Source organism: Leptospiraceae bacterium, assembly GCA_015075105.1.
Taxonomy (GTDB): domain Bacteria; phylum Spirochaetota; class Leptospiria; order Leptospirales; family Leptospiraceae; genus JABWCC01.
This window is the reverse complement of record JABTUZ010000001.1, coordinates 1,219,255-1,241,092: the sequence shown is the minus strand read 5'-3', so window position 1 is coordinate 1,241,092 and position 21,838 is coordinate 1,219,255. Positions and strand designations below refer to the sequence as shown.

Genomic DNA, 21,838 nt, shown 5'->3' with positions numbered 1-21,838 from the left:
CTACTTGTGGAGTTGTTCATGGTTGGAGGTTTCGCCTAACTTCAACTTTGCTTCAGAATCGAGTAAAAAATTTCCTCCTACGACTACTTCATCCATTTCTTTGAGACCGTTTAAGATTTCATAAAATTCTTCAGTTTCTTGCCCCGTTCTAACAATTTTCGGTAAAAATTTTGATTCACTGATTTTAAGATAGGCTACTTGTTTTTTGCCTGTATCTAAAATAGCTGATTTTGGAGCTGATAGTAATTTTCCTAAATTTACTAATATGACTATTTCCGTAAACATTTGGGGCTTTAATAAGTTCTTAGGGTCATTTACCTCACTTCTCACTCTTAGAGTTCGATTTTTTGTGTTTACAATTGAGTCGATTCCTCGTACTTCTCCCGTGAATATCTCTTTTGGAAATGAACTTGACTTCACTTCTACTTTTTGTCCCAATCTTATGAGAGATATATCGGATTCATAGACTTGGGAATAGATTAAGGACTTTCCATTTTTTCCTCCGGCAATGAGTTGTGTTATGTTTTTATTTTCTTTTGTCCACTCTTGAATTGTGGAATCCGAAAGTCCAAGCTGTTTTAAGCGAATCTTTGCAGATTGAATAAGTGCGTTAGACGACACAGAGTCCTCTTCACTAATTTTTGAATTCCTTACAGCTTCTCGAAATTCTAAAATTGCAGAGTATAGCTCCGGGTCATAAGCTACGTTTCCTGAAAAAGAAACTCTTTTTACCAAATTTCTAAATTCTATCTTAGAAGTTTTAATTCCAATCAGAGCTTCTTTATCTTCAGACAGGTAGAGAGAATTCGGTTCATGGGTCGTATCCTTAGAACTTTCGTTTGAATGCGTGGTGCTTACGGAATCTTTTTTTAGAACGAGGTTCATGTTGCATATCGGACATTTCCCCGAGTGATCACTCGTATAATCCGGGTGCATTGGGCAATACCATATCTCTTGGGTATGAGAATGAGATTTGGAGCATAGATTGAAGGTAGTGATAATCAGGATAATTAAAAAAATAACTCTTAGTGGTTTCATTGATGTTCTCCATTGTGATTGTGGGTGGGACTATTTTCAGGTAGCAAGTAATCGGTTAGCTCAAAAATTGAAATTAAAGAAGTGTATTTTTTTTCTAACAAGTCTTCCCTTGTAAGATGACTATTGTACAAATCCATTTTTAGTTGCAAAGACCCGGATATATCAGAAATTTTTCCCAAAGAAGTGTTCTGTGCAATTTGAGCCTGTTGCAATTGTGGGATTAGTATTTCATCGTGGAGTTTTAGTTGTTTGTCAGCTCCTTGGTATTGGCTTATGAAATTTGTAAAATTTGTTTCCAATTCGATTTCTCTTTTTTTTGTTTCTGAAACACTCATCTTAACTTTCTCTTCTTCTCTTTCGTTTAGAGCCGAGCGTGTTAGAAGAGACCAAACAGGAACTCTCATCGTTAGTCCAAAAGACATTAAATCTCCTCTGTATTCGGTTTGATCCATTATTCTATACTCTAAAGGTCCTTGGTCAACGGCAAATTTTTGATCTTTACGTTTCATATAAGCAAAAAATACTTCTGTTTCCGGAAGATGGGAGAATTGGGTAACTTTCTCTTCGGCTTTGGATTTTTGTATTGAAGCTTCAGAAAATAAGAGTACAGGATTTTTTTTCAGAAATTTTTTTACCGATTGTAAATTTTCTAACTCAATTTTATTCTTTTTTTCTTTCAGAAAATTTAGAAAATTGATTTGAGTAATACGATCTGTTTTTTCTCCAATAGGGTCTGTATAATATTTTAAAGAGGCAACAATAGAATTTTTCGTTTGGTTTAATTCGATTTCTTTGTCTTTTGTAATTGTGATGTTGATCTTATTCTTTACTACATCAATATACGGAATTTTTCCAGCAGAGTAATTTGCCTTAGCAACTTTTTCTATCGAGACCAATGTGTTTAAAATTGAAGAGTTCCACTTGATTTTATTTTCAGTTATGTGCAGTTTCAATAGTAGAATATAAAAATCTTTTAGAAATCTATTCTTTTGCATTTTTGTATAGTGCTCAAATTCAATTGCTGTTAAATTTCCAAGAGTTCGCTCTGAAGAAATTTTACCGGGAAATGGAATTTCTTGAGAAAAGGAATATTCTATACCAGCCATAGATGTGTTTCTTGTACTTGAGTTTTCAAATCTACCATCTTTGGAATAGGGATAGCTTCTGTAAGCGATTCCTATTTTCGGGTCAGGGTAGGTTGACTTGTGAACGCTGTCCGATTTTCGGGAAATCAGCTCACTTTCTAAAGAGAGTATTTCCGGGTGTTTTTTTAATATTGTTTTTGATATATCTTCTAAGCTGTCAGCGGCTATAGATTCAATTGCTATAAAGGTAAAGGTACAGACTACGATGTATAAATATTTCATAAAATTTCTCCAAAATGAATGAATCAGATTGATTACAGATTTGAATTAACTAATAGTTTTGTTTTGGAAAATTTTCAGATTTGAAGATGAATTGTAGTAATGTTTGAAATTAACGGGGAGGGTATTTTTAAATAAGAAAATTGTAAATCTTGTATAGAGGTAGGTTTCTTGAACCGGAAAAAAGATTGTTCTAATAAAGTTGAGGTAGAAAAAATTGGTGAAAAGTATGTGAAGTCAGGTTTATCCAGAATTGCTTTTTCGACTGCTTTGCAGTTGCACTTATCTTTTTTGGAGTTTTCCTTTACCCCATGGCAGGGAGGGAGTTCTAATTTAGTAATTTGAGTCAAAGGGCATGAAGCGTTATTACGCATCAACTCCTTACAGTCGATGGAAAATAAAATCCCGATTATGAGTAGAAAAATAAAAAATTTTCTTTTCATTTGAGTGTTAGACTGATATTTTTCCGAAAATATATACAGATAAAATAAAAATTATATATTTCAGAAAAATTTGTCAAATCAATTTTTTAAAAAAATAATTTCAGTAAAGATAGGATTTAGCAGGGGAAGAAAATGGAGCACCAAAGTTCGCTTTTATCAAACATAGGCCTAAGTATCGTTACCGCCGGAGGGATGGCTTTAATTGCCAGACTACTGAAACAACCGTTGATCTTAGGCTATATTCTTGCCGGAGTTATTTTGGGCAAAGAAATGGGCTTTGCTTTAATTACGGATGGTGCCTCAATTGAGCTGATTTCAGAGATTGGTTTAATTTTTTTATTATTTATCATAGGTTTGGAAATTAAAATAAAAGACCTTGCCAAGATGGGAGTTTCCATGCTCATCATCGGTGTTTGCCAGTTTTACATCACTCTTGCTTTAGCCTATTTTATATTTGGATTTCTACCTGTTCCTTGGATTGGAGAAAAATTCAATATACTCTATCTTTCTGTAGCTATTTCTTTAAGCTCTACGTTGATTGTAGTAAAATTACTTCAAGATAAAATTGAACTTTCTACTGTTTCCGGTCAGTTGACGCTTGGGATACTCGTTTTACAAGATATTTGGGCTATACTTTTTATCGGGTTACAAGCTAATTTAAATAACCCGGAGGCTTCTAAAATCGGTATGTCTTTTCTTGCAATCTCAGGATTGTTTTTTGTTTCTTTTCTTTTTAGTAAATTTGTACTAACAAGAATTTTTCATGCAATTGCCAATAGACCGGAACTTGTGCTTGTTATTTCAATTGCTTGGTGTTTTGCTATATGCGGGGTAGCCGATCTTTTGTCCCTATCTCGAGAGATGGGGGCACTAATTGCAGGTGTTACGATCGCAGCTTTTCCATTCGGTGCAGATGTGATCTCCAAGGTAATAGGCGTAAGAGATTTTTTTGTCACCTTATTTTTTGTTACCTTAGGGCTAAAGGTGCGATCTCCTTCTGTTGAAATTTTACTGCTTTCAGTTGTTATTTTAATTTTCTTGATTTTGTTTAGAATTGTCACAATCACATTTCCTTCTATCGTAACAAAAAAGGGTGCAAGAAACGGTCTAATTGCTTCGTTTAATCTTTCCCAAGTGAGTGAATTTTCACTTGTTATCGTTGCAATAGGAATTTCACTTCAACATGTATCTTCCGAGTTGTCTGATTTGATTTTAACTTCTACGATTTTTTCTGCAATTCTATCTACTTATTTCATTCAATACAACCATGGCTTAGCCTTAAAAATATTAAGCCTATTCAGTAAAAAATACAAAAAAGAAATCGAAGAATTAAATATTGAAGAGGACAAAAAACACAAGCACGGAGATGGTAGAGATATTTTTGTTTTAGGGTATTTTAGGATTGCAATGGAATTTACAGAATACGCTTATGATCTTTCTCCTTCACTTACTAAAAGAATTGTAATTGTTGACTATAACCCAATCCACAGAGAAAAATTGGAAAAAATGGGTTATCGTTGGGCTTATGGAGATATTGCTTCGGTCGAAAGTCTTGTGCACTCCGGACTCAGTGAAGCAAAGTGTATAGTTTGTTCGATTTCTGATACTTTTTTAAAAGGTGTCACAAACGAGCATTTATTAGAAAACCTAAAAAAAATTAATCCAAAAGCGAGGATTATACTTTGTGCAGACGACGAGGCAACAGAAAAAAAATTATTAAAAAAAGGTGCATCTAAGGTAATCGTTCCAGGGCGAATTGCGGGAGAGCTTTTGTTTGAATTAATCTTAGAAGAAAAATAAATATAGATAAGTGTATTAGGTTTTATTTTTTGGGAATAAATTCCAGATTCCCAGAATAGGGGATTTTTACTCTTGCAATAGGGTTTCCAAATTTTTTGTAAAACTCTAGTTTACATTTTTCACCGATTGTATCCGTGTATAGATTAATCCCTGAAAAGTCGTACTTGTAGTAAAATTCTTCAAACTTTTTCCATTCATTTTCGTTAAAGCATCTTGATTGAGAAGGGAAAAGTGGATTAGAATTTTTATCGTAAAGAAATAATTCTTTTAACCCAAGTTTGTTAAATGGAGCTACCTGAGAAGGGTGAACTCTACCGTAGTATTGTCCGATTACTTTTTTTTCGTGAAATTTGGTGAATGAATACGAACCAATTGTTTGAGGGTAAAACGGGCATAGCCCTGTATCCAAGTTTGCACCATAGATACAAAATGGCCAGTCTAAAACTCCTTCCCCTTTGGAATTTTTGATTATTTCCATATAAGCGTAGAATTCTTTTGGGATTTTAGAGTCTATACTGATTCTGAGTTTATACGCATGATTCAACTCTATAAGTGAAATTATGGTAAAAATTATTACTAAAATTTGAAATTGGATCGATTTGAATTTTGTCCAATCAATTCCGAGAGTGAATATTGCAAAAATTGCAGGCAGGACTAAAGTGGCTCTTCCTGAAACTCTCATATATTGAAACCAAGGAAAAATTTTTAAAATTGGAAAAAATTTAGGGTGGTATAAAAAAAATAAAAAAAGCATTACGAGTAGTGGAAGAAATATTTTGATTTTATTTTTTGTGTGGTATAAGCCAAGTATTCCAAGACAAAGAAGAGTAAAGCCCACACTTCCAGTCCCAAGCCCGTCCGGGGTATCTTTAAAAAAAGATTCAAGAAAATCGTTTGAGCGAATAATATTTGGAAAAAAAGGTAAAAATATTCTTAGAGGATTAGACCACCAAACACCTTCTGGGATTTCTTTTGAGGGAAAAGAATAAATATTTTTTCTTACTTCTAAAATTAAAGAAAAATAAAATACAAAAACAATGAAAAAAATAGAGATAGTGAAAATCGAAAAGATTCTATTCTCAAGAATTTTTTTTTTTAATTCCAATAATAAAGAAATTTTATTATCCAAAAAAAGATAAATGAATAAGAAAAAGTAAGTAATTAGAAAAGAAGTAAGGTTAAGTCCGACTACATACCCGAGTTCTTGACCCAAGCCAAGACTAAGGGTCAGTGCCCTAAGTAAAACCAAGTGGAAGTGAATTTTTTTTAGAATGACATAATTCCGGATTAGTAAAAAATCCAATAAAATAGATAGAATTAACCAATGCGTATTGGAAAAAACTAAGTGGTAAGGGTATTTTAAAATAGAATAAAAATTAAAAAAAGTAAGTAGAATAGAAGTGATGATGCTTTGGGTGTCGTTAAAAAATTTTTTTAAAATAAAATAAGAGCCAAAAAAAGTAATAATAAATGTGAATAGAGTATAGAATTTTAGCCAAGGGCCATTTCCAAAAAAATGATAAAAACTCATCCAGAAAAAATCTTTTTCAAAACTCCAAGACTGAAAAACATGGTTAGAGCCAAAAGGAAAAAGTGTGCCATCGTTTATAAACTGAATCTGAGGAAGTGGAGTGAAACTTAAATATTTGTATAAAAAATACCCGGTGTGTTCCCAGTTATTTGTATCCCCATACCCAAAAACAGGCCCGTCAAAATTTTTGATTATTTTTTGAGTAAAAAAAGCAAATAGTAAAAATACTAAAATCCAGAGTAAATATTTTTTAATATTAAAATTTAACGGCATTTTTAACTAACACACAATCTCTCAAATTTTTCTTTAATCGAATAGTAAAATTAAGAATCTAAACCGACCAAGATGTCAAGGATATAAGGGGGAACTAATCGATATTTTAAAAAAAATATTTAAAGTAAAAATTGGTTAGAAAAAAAAAGAATGAAAAATACTTGCAATTCATTTGTAGTAGTCTAAGTAATAAATTGTCCTGTCGGATAGCCGCGCGTATTTTAGCTTAGCTAAAAAAGTGAGGAAAGTCCGGACACCTGGAATTAGAGAACCGGGTAACACCCGGCCCCTCACCACTTTTTCCCCAAGGGGAAAAAGTGGTGAGGGGGGATTAGTGCCACAGAAAATATACCGCCCCTCATCACTTTTTCCCCTTGGGGAAAAAGTGGTGAGGGGTAAGGGTGAAATGGTGGGGTAAGAGCCCACCGCGAGTTTTGTAAAAAACTTGGCAGGGTAAACCCTTCTTGGTGAAATCTCAAGTAAGCAGTCGTTACGAGGCAATTCCCCCAGACTGCGGGTAGAGAGAAAAGATCTTTGAGGAGACTCAAATTGACAAGATAAATGGCTATCTCCAGCCCTTGCATGCAAAGGCTGGAACAGAATCCGGCTTATAGACAGGACAATTTTTCTATGTATGGTTGACATATAAGCTCAAAGAAACATTCTCTATTTATGAGTAAGAGGATTGTATAAAAGTTGATGAGCGAAAAAAAAATTAAAAAGATACTAATTGCCAACCGTGGAGAGATTGCTGCAAGAGTAATCCAAACTTGTAAAAAAATGGGAATTTTATCTGTGGCAGTATATTCGGATGCAGATAGAGATTCACCTTTTGTAAAATTGGCAGACGAATCCGTGTATATCGGAGAGTCAGAGGCAAGAGAGTCCTACTTAAATATACCCAAAATAATTGATGCGTGTAAATCTACAAAAGCAGATGCAGTTCATCCGGGTTATGGTTTCCTATCTGAAAACCCTGATTTTGCAAATTCCCTAATAAAAGAAAATATAGAATTTATCGGACCTACAATCCATGCGATTCAGGTAATGGGAGACAAAATAGGATCTCGGATCGAGATGGAAAAAGCCAACGTTCCGGTTGTTCCGGGCTACAACGGAGAAAACCAAGACTCCGAACACTTACTCCTAAAAGCAAAAGAAATCGGTTTCCCTGTGATGATTAAAGCAAGCGCAGGTGGTGGCGGAAAAGGGATGAGAAGAGTAGAAAATGAAAACGAATTTTTTGAGTCCCTTACATCTGCAAAAAGAGAAGCATTGAATTTTTTTAAAAACGACAAAGTACTTTTAGAGCGTTATGTGAAATCCCCTCGTCATATTGAGTTTCAAGTATTTGGGGATAAACACGGAAACGTAGAGCATATATTTGAAAGAGAGTGCTCTATTCAAAGAAGACACCAGAAGGTAGTAGAGGAATCTCCAGCAGAAAAATTAAGTGAGAGTTTAAGAAAAAAAATGGGAGATGTAGCAGTGAGAGCTGCCAAGTCAATTGGATACCTTGGAGCGGGTACTGTTGAGTTTATTTTGGGTGAGGGTGGAGAATTTTATTTTCTTGAAATGAATACAAGACTTCAAGTGGAGCACCCGGTCACAGAAATGGTAACCGGGCTAGACTTAGTGGAATTACAGATTCGGATCGCAGAGGGACACCCGTTGTATTTTTCTATGGACAAAGAAAAATCGCCAAAACAGAAAGGGCACGCTATAGAAGTTAGAATCTATGCTGAAGATCCGCAGAATAATTTTTTACCGTCGATAGGAAAAATAGAAAAGGTTGTATTTCCTGAAGGCGATGGAATTCGTTTGGACAATGGAGTAGAGGAAGGCTCTGAGGTTAGTATGTTTTACGACCCGATGATCGCAAAACTAATTGTTCACGGAGATTCTAGAGAAAAAGCTATTCAGAAAATGCAAGACGCTCTTGGAAAATTTATTTTATTTGGTCCGGTTACGAATATTCCTTATTTATTGGAAATAATGAGCCATCCAGAATACCAAAAAAATAACATAACGACCCACTTTTTAGACAATAATTTCAAATCTAATTCAAAGTTGAAAGCTGAGCTTATGGCAAAGTACGTCGGTCTATTTGCAATCATCAGCAATTTAAGAAAAAATTCAGCTACGATTTGGGAAAATATGAATAGCTTTCAATTTTGGAATGGTGGTGGAAAAAAAAATCCTCTCCCTTCTAATTATCAATTATTAGAATCATTGGAAACCGACCGGTTTTCTATACTTGGAGAAAATTATGAAGTCCAATTGAGGCTGATCTCGGAAAAAATTCAATGCGAAGTGAAAACATCTACAGAGAGATTTCAAGTAGATTTTCCATTGACTAAGCGGATAGACGAAGAAAGAATCGAATTTTCAGATAACACGACTCTGTATTTTTTTAGAAAAGGAAATACAATTTGTATTCATTACAATCGACTCACCCTAAGAGGTAGTTTTCAAGAAAGAAACTCTGAAACATCTTCTGAAATGGGAAATAAAATTCACAGTCCCATGCCCGGAAAAATTCTGAAGTTAAACGCAGTAAAAGGAAAAATTTTTCATGCAGGAGAAATTATTTTAATCTTAGAAGCAATGAAAATGGAAAATGCGATCAAGGCACAAAAAGAATGTGAGGTCGAGGAAATATTTTGCAAAGAGGGAGAGCTTGTAATGCAAGACACTCTACTTGTGCAATTTGTGTCTAAATCATAGATTGGCTAACTCAAAAATTAGGTTATCTAAGTGCAAGATTGATGTATTGTTCCATTGGAATACACCGTTATGAAAAGTGCAAATTCCTTTTTTAGACCAGTCTTGAATGAGTTTTTCTACTTCCTCTTTTTTCTCCTCGTAAATATGCAAAAAAGAATTCAGTTGTATCGGTAAAAATATCCTAAATAGGGTCAAGGCGAGTTCATCCTTTATGGAAGGAGAGTCAAATTGCAGATTTAATTCTTTGTCGAAATATTTTTGCAAATTTTTAGAATTCGCATAACGTCCCCTTGGTGTAAATCCGTGTGCTCCAGCCCCGAGTCCTAGATAGTATTCCATTGTCCAGTATTTTAGGTTATGTTTTGAATAAAAACCTTCCTTTGCAAAATTGGATACTTCGTAGTGGTAAAAACCAAAACTTTTTAAAAATGGAGAAATCTCTTCTAGTATTTCAGACTGAAGAATTTCGTTTGGTGGTAACGCATTTTTTGTTCGGATTTTTCTAAAATAGGGAGTATTTTTTTCTGCTGTCAAAGAATATAAACTTAAGTGTTGAATTTTTGAGTTTAAGAGTTTTCTTAAATCTTCATAAAAAGTTTCTTTGGTTTGACCGGGTATTCCATAGATTAGATCACAACTAATATTAGAAAACTTGGAATTCTGAAGATTATTTAAAAGGCTATCGTAATTTTTTTTATGGAATATTCTTTCGAGTGTGGTTAAATTTTTTTCTTCAAAGCTCTGAATCCCTACACTTAGCCTATTTATTCCGGCGTTGTGCAATTCATTCAAGTAGTTTGAATTTATATTTTCTGGGTTGCATTCGATTGTAATTTCAGAGCTAAGTTCTAATTGAAGATTTTTTTTTACAAATAGAATAAAGTCTTCGTAGTCTTTAGGGTCGGCTATAGATGGAGTTCCACCTCCGAAAAAAATAGAATCGAGTTTTAGATTAGTAAGTTCTGGCTCGAGTTGGATTCGTGTTAGTAATTCATTTTTATATAAATCAAAAATGAGTTTTAGGTTTTGTGGTGCTTGGCTATTTAACTCTACGGAAAAAAAATCACAATAGGAGCATTTTTGAATGCAGTAGGGAAAATGAATATAGAGTCCTAAATAATTTTCCCTTTTCTGAATAATTTCTATGCAGTTTTTTGCGGATAAACAGAAATTTGTTTTTTCGTTTTTTCCACATATTCAAATTTTACGATTCCATTTGTCAAAGCAAAAAGAGTGTGGTCTTTTCCAACGCCTACATTTTTCCCTGGTTTGAATTTAGTGCCTCTTTGTCTTACTAAAATATTTCCTGCAAGTACCAGCTCCCCACCAAATCTCTTTACCCCAAGTCGCTGTGCGTGGGAATCTCTACCGTTTTTTGATGAACCGCCACCTTTTTTATGTGCCATTTGTTTATTCCTCTAAGTATTCTATTAAAATTTCTTTCGGATATTGAATTTTTAGATTCAATAAGCCCATTTCTACCATTTCAAAAACAGTATTTGTATTTGAATTGATTTTATTCAATTCAAATTCTAAGAGTCCGTTTGATATTTTCTCTGATTTGACTGCCCCTTTTTCCTTACAGTAAATATACAGGCTTTGAGTAAGGATAGATACTGCAGCACAAATTACATTCAGACCGATTTTTTCTTCAATCTTTTCGCTTTTTAAAAAATCATTTCTTGTTACAGAATGACCACTAATTTTTATTTTACTATAATTATTTCCTTGTTTTTTAAACCAAATCTCAATCAAACACTTTCAATTTTTACTACTTGCATTTTTTGAAGGTCTTGTCTGTGACCCCATTGCCTGTGGTAGTTTTTTCTTTTTTTGTATTTGAATCCGTGAATTTTAGGCCCTCTGAGGTCCTCTAAAACTTTTAAAGAAACTTTTGCATCTTTTACAGAAGGCGAGCCAATGTGAATTTTATTTTTATCTGCAAGTAGTAGCACTTTTGCTTCAAATTGAGAGCCTACAGAATTTTCTGTTTTCTCTGTTAGAAAAATATCATTGTTTTGAATTTTGTATTGTTTATTTCCGAGTGAAATTACTGCGTACATGTTTTTTATTCCAAGAATTTATATTATTTTGCCATAATTTCAAAATCCTAAAGTTTGTCAATGAAAATGACAGTGACAGAAAAAGGCACAAAAAATTTATGGTCTCATGGAAATTCGAAACATAGCAATTATTGCACACGTGGATCACGGAAAAACTACTTTACTCGACGTTATTTTAAAATCAACCGGATCACTTACATCCAAAGAAACAAAAGAAAGGGTGATGGATTCAAACGAGTTAGAACAAGAAAGAGGGATAACGATTGTAGCAAAAAACACAGCAGTACAATACAAAAATACTAAGATCAATGTGATCGATACGCCGGGTCACGCCGATTTTGGTGGTGAGGTAGAGAGGGTTTTGATCATGGCCGACTCTTCACTATTGATAGTTGACGCTTTTGAAGGGCCTATGCCCCAGACAAGATTTGTTCTTGGGAAAGCACTGCAAATCGGGCATAAACCGATTTTAGTAGTGAATAAGGTAGATAGGGACGGTTGCCGCCCGAATAAGGTAGTTGACATGGTGTTTGATTTGTTCCATGACCTTGGAGCAACGGATGAGCAGATGGATTTTCCGATTATTTATGCGTCAGCAAAGCAAGGCTGGGCAGTTCACGATCTAAAAGACATACCGGGTAAAGACATTAGCCCTCTATTGGATACAATTTTATCTTATGTTCCTGCTGTGAAGGCAGATGAGTCGAAACCACTTCAATTTCAGTCGGTAAGTTTGGATTACAGTGAATATGTTGGCAGAATTTCAATCGGTAAAATTTATCATGGAACAATTAAGAAAAATCAAGAAGTAGCACTCGTTAGAATCAATGGCAAGGTAACAAATTACAAAATCTCCAAGCTGTATGGATTTGAGGGGTTGAAGCGTAACGAGATTGAGTCTGCCTCTGCCGGGGATATTGTTGCACTTGCAGGGATTCCAGATATTTTTATCGGCGATACAATTGCAGAAACTACAAACCCTATCGGTCTTCCGGCTATAACAATAGATGAGCCTACAGTTTCTATGTATTTTTTGGTAAACAATTCCCCATTTGTAGGGAAGTCCGGTAAATTTGTTACTACCCGAAATATTAGAGAAAGATTAGAAAGAGAGTTACAAACAAATGTAGCTATGAGAATGGAAGAGACAGAAGATAAAGACAGGTTTAAGATTTTAGGTAGGGGAGAATTGCATCTATCTATTTTAATTGAAACTATGAGAAGAGAAGGGTTTGAATTGCAAGTTTCTAGACCTGAGGTAATATTTAAAACAGGAGAAAATGGAGAAAAGTTAGAGCCGATGGAAACTCTTGTAATGGATATGCCCGATAGTTTTACGGGTAGCATTATTTCTGAATTGAATAGAAGAAGAGGGGATTTGGTCCACATGGAGGCTCATCCTTCCGGGATTACAAGGGTGGAATATGTCATCCCCACCAGGGGACTCATAGGTTTTAGAGGATTTTTTGTTTCAGAAACCAAGGGAGAAGGAGTCTTGTCGAGTAGGTTTTTAAAATACGGATCGTATAAAGGAGAAATTCCTGGAAGAAAAAATGGAGCACTTGTTTCCATGGATTCTGGAGAGTCAACGGCTTATGCACTCTGGAAAATCCAAGAAAGGGGAGCTTTGTTTATTGACCCAAACACAGCAGTTTATCCAGGAATGATCATAGGAGAAAATGCGAAAGACAACGATTTGGAGGTAAACCCGGTTAGAGAGAAGAAACTTACAAATGTGAGAGCATCTGGCTCTGATGAAGCAATTCGTCTGACTCCCCCAAGAAGGCTTTCTTTAGAGCAAAATATTGAGTTTTTAGATGAAGACGAGTTATTAGAAGTAACTCCTACCAATCTCAGACTTAGAAAAAAAATTTTAGACCCTACAATGAGAAAAAGAGCAAAATAGGTTGTAAATAAATTTCTTTTGTTAAAAAAATAATTGCCAAAAAAAAACGCTCTATTATAATAATCCAATCAAAAACTTTAAAAGAAGGTAAACCATGGTTGGAGAACAAAGAAACCCTATAGTTACAATCATTCTAATGGTCGTAACTTGCGGTATTTACTACTATATTTGGATGTACAAGATTTCTGATGAACAAAAGGCAAATCTGAATGATGAAACGATCAATCCCAGTATGGATGTGGTTTTAAGTATAGTTACTTGTGGAATTTATGGGATAATTTGGTTTTATAAACAAGGGGAAAAAATGAAAAGACTCTATGAAAAAAAAGGTCTTCCGGCTACAGACGAAGGAACCATTTTTCTTATACTAGGTATCATTTTTCCATTAGCAGCAGTTTATTTAATTCAAGATAAAATCAATAAACTCTATTCTTAACTTTTATACCCGCATTTTTTTCTAAGTGCGGGTCATTTCTTTTTTAGTAAAAATTCCTTACCAAAATTATGCCTTATAGCTTAGTCATAATGGGCTTTTGATTCCTAAGAGACTTGGACGACTGACTCTGGTATAAAGCATTGTAGTGTTAAGATTACGATGCCCGAGTAACTTTTGAATATGACAAACGTCTGTTCCATTTTCAAGCAAATGCGTTGCAAAAGAATGCCTAAGACTATGGCAACTTGCTTCTTTCTTTATGCCCGATTTTTTTAATGCTCTTTTAAAAACTGCCTGCAACGAGCGTGCAGTAAGTGGTTTATGGGAATCCCACCCAGAAGGAAAAAGATAATCATTCTTGTTTTGTTTTTGTACAATTGCAGAAAGCTCATTTTGTAATGACTCGGAAAAAATCGTAAGGCGATCTTTATTACCCTTACCACCTCGAACAGTGATAGTCAATGACTCAAGGTCAACATCTTTTACCTTTAACTTAAGCACCTCAGAAATACGGAGACCTGAAGAATATAGAAGACTGACCATCAAGCGATGCTTGACATTATTGATACTGTGGATAATCTTTTGAATTTCATTCTTTGTTAAAATCTCCGGTAAGCTCTTTGGTCTTCGTATTTTATGAATAAAATCAAAAGTTACATTTTTATTCAAAACCTTATTAAAATAAATAATCATAGCTGAACGCAGATTATTCACATATGATGTCGAAATCTTACGCTCATCTATGATGTATAAAAAATAAATTCGAATATCGCTTGTTTCGAGAGTTTCGATACTTTTCTCATAATTTTCTAAACAGTATCGATGGCAGATTGCGAGAATGTTCAAATAATTTTTCAAAGTCTTCGTTGAGTATTTTTTTAATTTCAAAGTTTCGATAAATTCTTTTTGCCGAGGGATTTTTACTAATGAAGTATCTATTTCTTTCCTTCGCTCATGGGTAGGTAAAATTAACCCCTCTTTTTCAATATCCATAAAAACTCGTCTCGAATAATTCATGGTTTTCAAAAAATGTATCTTCAAAGCAGCAAATTCTTGGTAGTCAATCCTGCCATTTCTCAGCAAAAATTGTCGAATTTTTTCATTAGAAATATATTTCACTTCACAGTTAGCAAAATTCCTAATTTCCAATACAAAAGCCGGTAAAACCTCATTCGAGCTTTGCAAAGCAACACTTTCATTCATAGTATTAACCTGAATATTATACTCATTTTTAATCATTATATAACTTATACTAATAATATCGTATTGTCAAGTTTTTAGTTACTTAATGTGAGTATTTTTTTCGTAATATCAAAATGAAAGTAATAATAATTTTAATAATATCATTGACAATTTTTATTCATATTGTATAATGTTCACCTGAAAAGAGTTATGTGCAACCCTAAATCAAAATTCTGCACGACATTGAAAATATTTTACCGACTTTGCGCTTAATGGACAATCCTACACAAAAACATTGGGACACCGTTTACAAAACTAAAAATCCAAACCAAGTAAGTTGGACACAGGATGTTCCAAAAACTTCTTTGGACTTTATCCATTCTTTCGGTTTGACAAAGACCGCAAAAATTATAGATATCGGCGGTGGCGACAGCAAACTTGTAGATTATTTGCTTGCCGATGGTTTTGAAAATATTACCGTGCTTGACATTTCAGCACAAGCTCTTGCCAAAGCAAAAAAACGTTTGAACGACAAGGCGGAAAAAGTAAATTGGATTGTAAGCGACATCACAGAATTTCAGCCAGACACAACGTTTGATGTTTGGCACGACAGGGCAACATTTCATTTTCTAACAACAGGTGAACAAATTGCAAAGTATTTGGACACAGCCAGAAATTCTGTTTCGGGCTTTTTGACAATCGGAACTTTTTCAGACAACGGACCAGAAAAATGTAGCGGACTTCAAATTAAACAGTACAGCGAAGAAAAATTAACAGCAGAACTTCAAAACGGTTTTGACAAATTAGGTTGCATAACAGAAGACCACATAACGCCATTTGATACGAGACAAAATTTTCTGTTTTGCAGTTTTAAACGACACCAAAATTGACAGGAGGTGAAGGGTATGCACATAACAGGCAGTTTGGCGCAAGTGCGGCTGAAGAATATAAACTCAACTTTTGAGCTACTATCATCGCCTACGCAGCTTTTTGTTTGCTCAAAAGTTTTAAATTAGCAAAAAAAAGCTGCTTCGGCTTGCTGTGGTACATAACTGAACTTTTGGATTTCTATTACCGCACCTGCGCCAAGCTGCAAACCGTTAGCCGTCAGTGTAGCGAACCGCAAAACCGACAGACAAATCGACAAATAACAGAAATTAAAATTGTAACTTTACGACCTTAACAAATTGACTAAATAAATGGCAAGAAAAGTAGAACATTCAATGTTGACTTCGGCAAAAACGAGCAAGAAAGACGAGTTTTATACTCAACTTTCTGACATTGAACGAGAATTGAAGCATTATAAAAATCACTTTAAAGGTAAAGTCGTATTATGTAACTGTGACGACCCGAGAGTTAGTAATTTCTTTCACTTTTTTTCATACAACTTTGAAAGATTTGGACTTAAAAAATTAATTGCTACTTGTTACAAAAATCAAGAAATGGACTTGTTTAGCGAAAACAAATCTGAACAAGCAATTTATTTAGAATATACAGGCGACAAAAACGGAAACAACGTTCCTGATGTAAATGAAATTGGTATCAAAGAACTCAAAGGCGATGGCGATTTTAGAAGCAAAGAATGTATTGAACTTTTGACAGAAGCAGATATTGTTGTAACAAATCCGCCATTTTCATTATTTCGTGAATATGTTGCACAACTAATTGAGTACGACAAAAAATTCTTAATCATTGGAAACATTAATGCTATTTCTTACAAAGAAATTTTCAAACTAATCAAAGAAAATAAAGCGTGGCTAGGTGTAAATATGGGACGTGGAATTTCAGGTTTTATAGTTCCAAAACATTATGAATTGTATGGAACAGAAGCTCGTGTTGATGAAGATGGTAATAGAATTGTAGCAACAAATAATTGTTTGTGGTTAACAAATTTAGATACAGCTAAAAGACACGAAGATATAATTCTATATAAAAACTATACACCAGAAGAATATCCGCGTTATGACAATTATGATGCAATAAATGTTGATAAAACAAAAGAGATACCAATGGATTATAAAGGAACAATGGGAGTTCCAATAACCTTTTTAGACAAATTTAATCCAGACCAGTTTGAAATAATAGGACAAATGGCTACAACAAAAATAGACGATTTTAATTTTGGTTATCCTTATGTAAATGGTTCAAAAATTTATGCAAGAATTTTGATAAAGAACAAAAGATTATGAACATAGAACTTAAAGAAATAACGATACAAGAATTATCTGACGGCTTTCAAGACAACAATGAAAACGGAGTTGTTGGTTTTGGTGGCAAGTTGGACATTCGTCCACCTTACCAACGTGAATTTATTTACAAAGACAAACAAAGAGATGCTGTAATAAATACAATTACCAAAAATTTCCCTCTAAATGTTATGTATTGGGCAGTTCGTGAAGACGGAACTTTTGAAGTCATTGACGGACAACAAAGAACAATTTCAATTTGCCAATATGTGGACGGAGAATTTGCTTTTCAAAACAGATATTTTCACAACTTAAAAGCAGACGAAAAAGAACAAATTTTAAACTACAAATTGATGGTTTATGTTTGTAGCGGAACTGAAAGCGAAAAATTAGAATGGTTTAAAACCATAAATATTGCAGGAGAAAAACTAACTGAACAAGAACTGCGAAACGCAGTTTATACAGGTAGTTGGGTTTCTGACGCTAAACGTTATTTCAGTAAAAGCGGTTGTGTTGCTTATAATATTGGTGGAGATTATTTAAACGGTTCACCAATAAGACAAGAATTTTTAGAAACTGCCATTTATTGGATTTCAGAAGACAAAATTGAAAATTATATGGCAACTCACCAACACGACCCAAACGCAACTGCGTTGTGGATGTATTTTCAATCTGTCATAACTTGGGTAAACGCAACTTTTACCAATAAGCGTAAAAAGTTTATGAAAGGTATTCAATGGGGTTTTCTGTACAATAAATACAAAGATGTAATTTACGATACAAAAGCCATTGAAGAAGAAACAGCAAGATTAATCGCAGACGATGAAGTTGAAAAAAAGAGTGGAATTTACGCTTACATTTTGACAAGAGACGAAAGATATTTAGGAATTAGAACTTTTTCAGACAGCGTAAAACAAAAAATGTACGAAAAACAAAAAGGAGTTTGTCCGATTTGTAAAAAGAATTATGACATTTCTGGAATGGAAGGCGACCACATTACACCTTGGCACGAAGGCGGAAAAACAATAGAAGAAAATTGCCAAATGTTATGCAAAGACGACAACAGACGAAAAAGTGGAAAATAGCGAAAAACAAAACACCGAACGGCTAACAGCAGTTTGGCAAAATGGCGGGTTCAGTGCTAAATTGAACATTTGGTTTTCAAATAAACATTAGTGCTAAATTGAAAGTAAGTGCTTCTAAATCCGCCACTTCGCCAAGCTGCAAAACGTTAGTTGCCATTTTAGACTTGACCATATTTTTCTAGGGACTAATGCCTGAGCTTTACTGTCGTAGGTTCCTTCGACGTCGTGTCTCGGAAAGATGCAAAGTAAAATTATCTGACAGAAAAATCCATAATATAATTTTCAGAATCAACTTTGTAAATTGTTACATCCGTTCGTCCATATCTAAGTAAATCTTCTTTGGTTATAAATTGCCCGTTTTTTAAACCCATACGATATCTGAAATATTCTCCAAGTAAAGAATTATTTAAGGTTGAATGTAATCCCTTACCTCCATCCTGAGCACGAACGCATATTAACTCTTTGCCGTCATCAGTTGTAATTGAAAATGTTTCATATCTATCAGGGAAAAAACCTGACCTGCCTATATCAGCAGGAATATTTATGTAAGCCTGATTCGGATTTCTTTTTTCTCTTTGACCCCAATTTAAACCAGAGCGAGTAGGAACTTCTCCTGTTCTACTATCTAATAGAGTTAAAGTAACTTTATCTAGGTTTAAATAATTTGAGGTTAAAGAGGTTTCAACCTCTCCAATAATATCTTCTACTGTTTTCTTCCCTGCAATTTTCTTTTCAAAAATATCTATATGCTCTTCAATATTTTCAGAATTACAATTTACTGTTTCACCTATTAGACTATTATAATATTGCATACATAATTCAGGATTTTCTAATGTTAAAACTTCTCTCATAGAATTACTGAAAGCGTTCTGAGTATAATTAGCAGAACCAACAAACCCCATTAAAGGCTTATCGTTATTATACCATGCGTAAACTTTTGAATGGATAGGAGGACGATTAATTGTATAGTTGCATCGAAAGTCTACATTGTATTTCTCAGACTGTAAATCAATAAAGGCAAGATGATTTTTCTTTTCAATCCCATCATTTGGAGACATCCCAACTATTAGTTCTAAAGAAAATTGTTTCTTAATTTTTTTAGCAAATTCAAAATGACGCATTGCCATCATTGCAGTAGCATAACCAGAAACCACATACAATTTATTTGCATTCTGATTTAGAGGTTCAATTAAAACTTTATCAAAAAGTCCTGTAGTGATTAAACTCATAATAGTAATAATTTTTGTTAAGATTCAAGATGATTGTATTCTACCCCTGCAATCGTTTTAAGAATTGATTCAAAAATTATTTGAACTCCTTTAGGCGGAACTGCCATACCTAATTGTTTTCGGACAGATTCTTTAGAACCTTTAAATATAAAGTTATCTGGAAAGGTTTGCAATCTAGCGCGCTCTCTATTTGTCAAAGCTCTATTTTCCTTCCAATGATAAACATGAGTTCCTCCGCCTCCGCTACCAGTTATTGTATAAGAAGGTTTATCTGGATGTAACCGCTTATAGATTTGACTCATTTTTACACCTTTTACATTTAGTGTCAAATGTTCCGGTAATGTTGCATTAAATGCATTTTCTCCAGCTTTGATATATTGGAGTCGCTCTACTACTTGAACAGATTGTTTCGTAAACTCTTGATTAGCCGCATCTTTTGGAATCGGAGGAATTGTAATAGCTTGTCGTGCTGTAATTATTTTAGGATTAGAAAGAACTGGAATTTTAAATTTTAACTTCGTATCATTCCTAAATCCTACGATAATAATTCTATGTCTTGCTTGAGGAACTTCATACTCTTCAAATTTATAAAGATGAGAAGTTACATTATAACCAACTTTTGTAAGTTCTTTTATTATTTCTTCAAATGCTTTACCTTCATTTGAATTGCGAAGCCCGCCTACATTCTCAGCTAAAAACCAAGTCGGTTGAAATTGTTTAAGAACTTTTACTCCATAGGAATATAAAGCCCCATAAACTCCATCCATACCTTTTTGCTCCCCAACTACGGAAAAATCATTACAAGGAAATCCAAAAGCCAAAGCGTCAATCTTGGAAAGTTTCTTTATGTCTAAATCTCTAACATCTGTGCATATAACAGACTTTGGATTTTCAGGACAGATATTAGCTCTATAGGTTTCACAAGCGTCTTTATCATAATCAGAAGCCCATTCATGTTCAATAGAATATTGTTTGCCATTATGAGATAACTTAGCATTAATAGCACCTAATCCAATACCACCAGCTCCACAAAATAGTTCACCAAGTTTGAATTTCATAGTTTTAAATATCCTCAATAGGTCAGTATAAGGCATAGTATAAAAAAAGCAGCTATTTTTTAAAAAAAATAATTAGAGTAAAAAAAGATAAAAAACTGAGGAAATCTTAATTATTACGCGTCCAACGTTGGATTTGCAAAATTGCTACAGAATAGGATTTGACAAGCAACTTCGCAAACCCAACATATAAAAGAATCGTATTGTGGAATGGAGTAAGTATTACGCTCGACATCGTGTCTCGGCTGGTTCTCGTAGAAGGCATTAGTCAGACTTTTTAGTAATACACAAGTCTAAAACAGCAACTAACTACGAGTATCCACTGCGGAGGTGAACTATGTCGGAAGCTGTTCACCTCCTTGCTCCAAGCCGGCAAAGTTGTATTAGCCAAACTTTTTAGTATTTTTGTTGAACTTACGCAAGTCCAGCGCCTTCACTCCTGTCACGAAACTTGCAGAAAAGAGCAAGTTTGCGTGCCATCCGTTCAGTCACAGGACTTGCTAGTAGTTGTTGGCTCGGAGACATTGAGAAAATGGAAAGAAAAATGCTTGGGGCATTTTCTTCCCATTTTCTCAACGTCGGATACTCTTAACGTTGTGCGAAAGTGATGCGCCCTAGTTATTAATTTTACTGCGGGCGTCCTGCCCGCCGTTTATAAGCCATCAAGTATCTATGTTAGTAAAAAGGTAGAATACCATTAGCTGATTACATTTTTTGTTTTTCTATAAAATTTATATAACATCGAAACAAACACAGCCACTGTATGTAAAGAATTACGCCATCTTTAGAAATGGATGGTAATTCTGCTAATTTTAATACAGTAGCTATTTGTTTCTTTGTCAGTAAACTCTTTTTCTTAAAAAAACCATATTTAAAAGATTGTTCTATAAATTTTTTATATGCTCCAAACTCTGATTCTGCAATATCAGGGATATGTTTTCTATAAAAGTGAAGCAGTACGGAATCTTTAGAGGGTTTCGGATGGAAATCATCCCTTCTAAAATGAAATATTATATCAATTTCCCAATTCGGTTTTAGAAGTAATGATTTAATAGTTTCTTTTTTTATCCCCATAAATCTCTTTGCCGCTCCCTTTTCTACAATGAGCCACATTTCGTCAGGTGGATTAGGAGCTTTTGTTAATTTATCAATTAGCTGAGTTGTTATAGAAAAAGGGATGTTGGCAAAAACTTTATAACTGATTTTACGAGGCAATGAGTAATTTAAGAAATCCTCATTAATAAGTTTAATATTATTATATTTTTTCAATTTAATCATAGACTTATGATAAAGTACTTCGTCTATTTCGATTGAAAAAAGAAAATTACATTTTTGAGATAGCACACCTGTTAGATGTCCTTTTCCTGTTCCTATCTCAAGAACGGTATCACATTTTGTTATAGTGCTTAGAGAAACAATTTTCTCTATTAAACGTCTATTTGTTAAAAAATTTTGAGAAAAGATGTACTTGTTTTTATTGTTATGTTTACAATTAGGCAATGTATTTCCTCCTGCATTTA

The 21,838-nt window shown here is 34.0% G+C and carries 18 protein-coding genes and 1 other RNA gene; 8 read left to right on the top strand and 11 right to left on the bottom strand.

The window, feature by feature from the left end; genetic code table 11:
* Together HS129_06100 and HS129_06095 are read right to left on the bottom strand one after the other, a co-directional pair.
* Positions 1–885, bottom strand: coding sequence for an efflux RND transporter periplasmic adaptor subunit (locus HS129_06100; GenBank protein MBE7411623.1), 885 nt, complete (start codon positions 883–885; stop codon positions 1–3).
* 149 nt (positions 886–1,034) lie between these two features.
* Positions 1,035–2,405, bottom strand: a complete 1,371-nt coding sequence (locus tag HS129_06095; protein ID MBE7411622.1) for a TolC family protein — start codon at positions 2,403–2,405, stop codon at positions 1,035–1,037.
* 572 nt (positions 2,406–2,977) lie between these two features.
* Here HS129_06095 and HS129_06090 point away from each other — a divergent pair.
* Positions 2,978–4,645, top strand: a complete 1,668-nt coding sequence (locus HS129_06090; GenBank protein MBE7411621.1) for a cation:proton antiporter — start codon at positions 2,978–2,980, stop codon at positions 4,643–4,645.
* Positions 4,646–4,667: 22 nt separating this feature from the next.
* Here the strand turns inward: HS129_06090 and HS129_06085 are convergent, their stop codons facing one another.
* Positions 4,668–6,449 (bottom strand): hypothetical protein, encoded by a 1,782-nt coding sequence (locus HS129_06085; GenBank protein MBE7411620.1) that lies wholly within the window; start codon positions 6,447–6,449, stop codon positions 4,668–4,670.
* Between the two features lie 194 nt (positions 6,450–6,643).
* On the opposite strand from HS129_06085, the gene rnpB reads away from it, so the two are divergent.
* Together rnpB and HS129_06075 are read left to right on the top strand one after the other, a co-directional pair.
* An RNA gene (gene rnpB / locus HS129_06080) (RNase P RNA component class A) lies at positions 6,644–7,076 on the top strand.
* A 72-nt stretch (positions 7,077–7,148) separates the two neighbouring features.
* The gene (locus HS129_06075; GenBank protein ID MBE7411619.1) at positions 7,149–9,176 is read left to right on the top strand and encodes an acetyl-CoA carboxylase biotin carboxylase subunit; all 2,028 of its coding nucleotides are present in this window, start codon (positions 7,149–7,151) and stop codon (positions 9,174–9,176) included.
* Here the strand turns inward: HS129_06075 and hemW are convergent.
* Genes hemW through rplU form a run of 4 tightly spaced genes read right to left on the bottom strand, consistent with a single transcriptional unit; the run spans position 9,171 to position 11,239 of the window.
* A complete protein-coding gene (gene hemW, locus HS129_06070) occupies positions 9,171–10,373 on the bottom strand; it encodes a radical SAM family heme chaperone HemW (protein ID MBE7411618.1) in 1,203 nt (400 codons plus the stop codon). The two genes, HS129_06075 and hemW, sit on opposite strands and share 6 nt — an antisense overlap.
* A complete protein-coding gene (rpmA, locus tag HS129_06065; GenBank protein MBE7411617.1) occupies positions 10,319–10,582 on the bottom strand; it encodes a 50S ribosomal protein L27 in 264 nt (87 codons plus the stop codon). The genes hemW and rpmA overlap by 55 nt, the downstream gene beginning before the upstream one ends.
* A 4-nt stretch (positions 10,583–10,586) precedes the next feature.
* Positions 10,587–10,931 (bottom strand): ribosomal-processing cysteine protease Prp, encoded by a 345-nt coding sequence (locus HS129_06060; GenBank protein MBE7411616.1) that lies wholly within the window; start codon positions 10,929–10,931, stop codon positions 10,587–10,589.
* A complete protein-coding gene (rplU, locus tag HS129_06055; protein MBE7411615.1) occupies positions 10,928–11,239 on the bottom strand; it encodes a 50S ribosomal protein L21 in 312 nt (103 codons plus the stop codon). The genes HS129_06060 and rplU overlap by 4 nt, the downstream gene beginning before the upstream one ends.
* 106 nt (positions 11,240–11,345) lie before the next feature.
* On the opposite strand from rplU, the gene typA reads away from it, so the two are divergent.
* Together typA and HS129_06045 are read left to right on the top strand one after the other, a co-directional pair.
* Positions 11,346–13,145, top strand: coding sequence for a translational GTPase TypA (typA, locus tag HS129_06050; protein ID MBE7411614.1), 1,800 nt, complete (start codon positions 11,346–11,348; stop codon positions 13,143–13,145).
* 94 nt (positions 13,146–13,239) lie between these two features.
* On the top strand, positions 13,240–13,581 hold the full coding sequence (locus tag HS129_06045) for a DUF4234 domain-containing protein (protein ID MBE7411613.1): 342 nt from the start codon (positions 13,240–13,242) through the stop codon (positions 13,579–13,581).
* An 84-nt stretch (positions 13,582–13,665) separates the two neighbouring features.
* Here the strand turns inward: HS129_06045 and HS129_06040 are convergent, their stop codons facing one another.
* On the bottom strand, positions 13,666–14,784 hold the full coding sequence (locus tag HS129_06040) for a tyrosine-type recombinase/integrase (protein MBE7411612.1): 1,119 nt from the start codon (positions 14,782–14,784) through the stop codon (positions 13,666–13,668).
* A gap of 251 nt (positions 14,785–15,035) precedes the next feature.
* Between HS129_06040 and HS129_06035 the strand changes: the two genes are divergently transcribed.
* The 3 genes from HS129_06035 (at position 15,036) to HS129_06025 (ending at position 18,034) form a co-directional block, all read left to right on the top strand.
* Positions 15,036–15,653 (top strand): class I SAM-dependent methyltransferase, encoded by a 618-nt coding sequence (locus HS129_06035; GenBank protein ID MBE7411611.1) that lies wholly within the window; start codon positions 15,036–15,038, stop codon positions 15,651–15,653.
* Between the two features lie 309 nt (positions 15,654–15,962).
* The gene (locus HS129_06030; protein MBE7411610.1) at positions 15,963–16,952 is read left to right on the top strand and encodes an adenosine deaminase; all 990 of its coding nucleotides are present in this window, start codon (positions 15,963–15,965) and stop codon (positions 16,950–16,952) included.
* Positions 16,949–18,034 carry a DUF262 domain-containing protein gene (locus tag HS129_06025; GenBank protein ID MBE7411609.1) on the top strand — a complete coding sequence of 362 codons (1,086 nt, stop codon included), beginning with the start codon at positions 16,949–16,951 and terminating at the stop codon, positions 18,032–18,034. Before HS129_06030 ends, HS129_06025 begins: the two co-directional genes overlap by 4 nt.
* 251 nt (positions 18,035–18,285) lie before the next feature.
* On the opposite strand, the gene HS129_06020 is transcribed toward HS129_06025, so the two are convergent.
* From HS129_06020 to HS129_06010, 3 genes are all read right to left on the bottom strand, one after another.
* The gene (locus HS129_06020) at positions 18,286–19,263 is read right to left on the bottom strand and encodes an NgoFVII family restriction endonuclease (protein ID MBE7411608.1); all 978 of its coding nucleotides are present in this window, start codon (positions 19,261–19,263) and stop codon (positions 18,286–18,288) included.
* 17 nt (positions 19,264–19,280) lie between these two features.
* Complete coding sequence (locus tag HS129_06015) at positions 19,281–20,321, bottom strand: DNA cytosine methyltransferase (GenBank protein ID MBE7411607.1); 1,041 nt, start codon at positions 20,319–20,321, stop codon at positions 19,281–19,283.
* A gap of 702 nt (positions 20,322–21,023) precedes the next feature.
* Positions 21,024–21,818 (bottom strand): hypothetical protein, encoded by a 795-nt coding sequence (locus HS129_06010; protein MBE7411606.1) that lies wholly within the window; start codon positions 21,816–21,818, stop codon positions 21,024–21,026.
* Between the last annotated feature and the right edge of the window lie 20 nt (positions 21,819–21,838).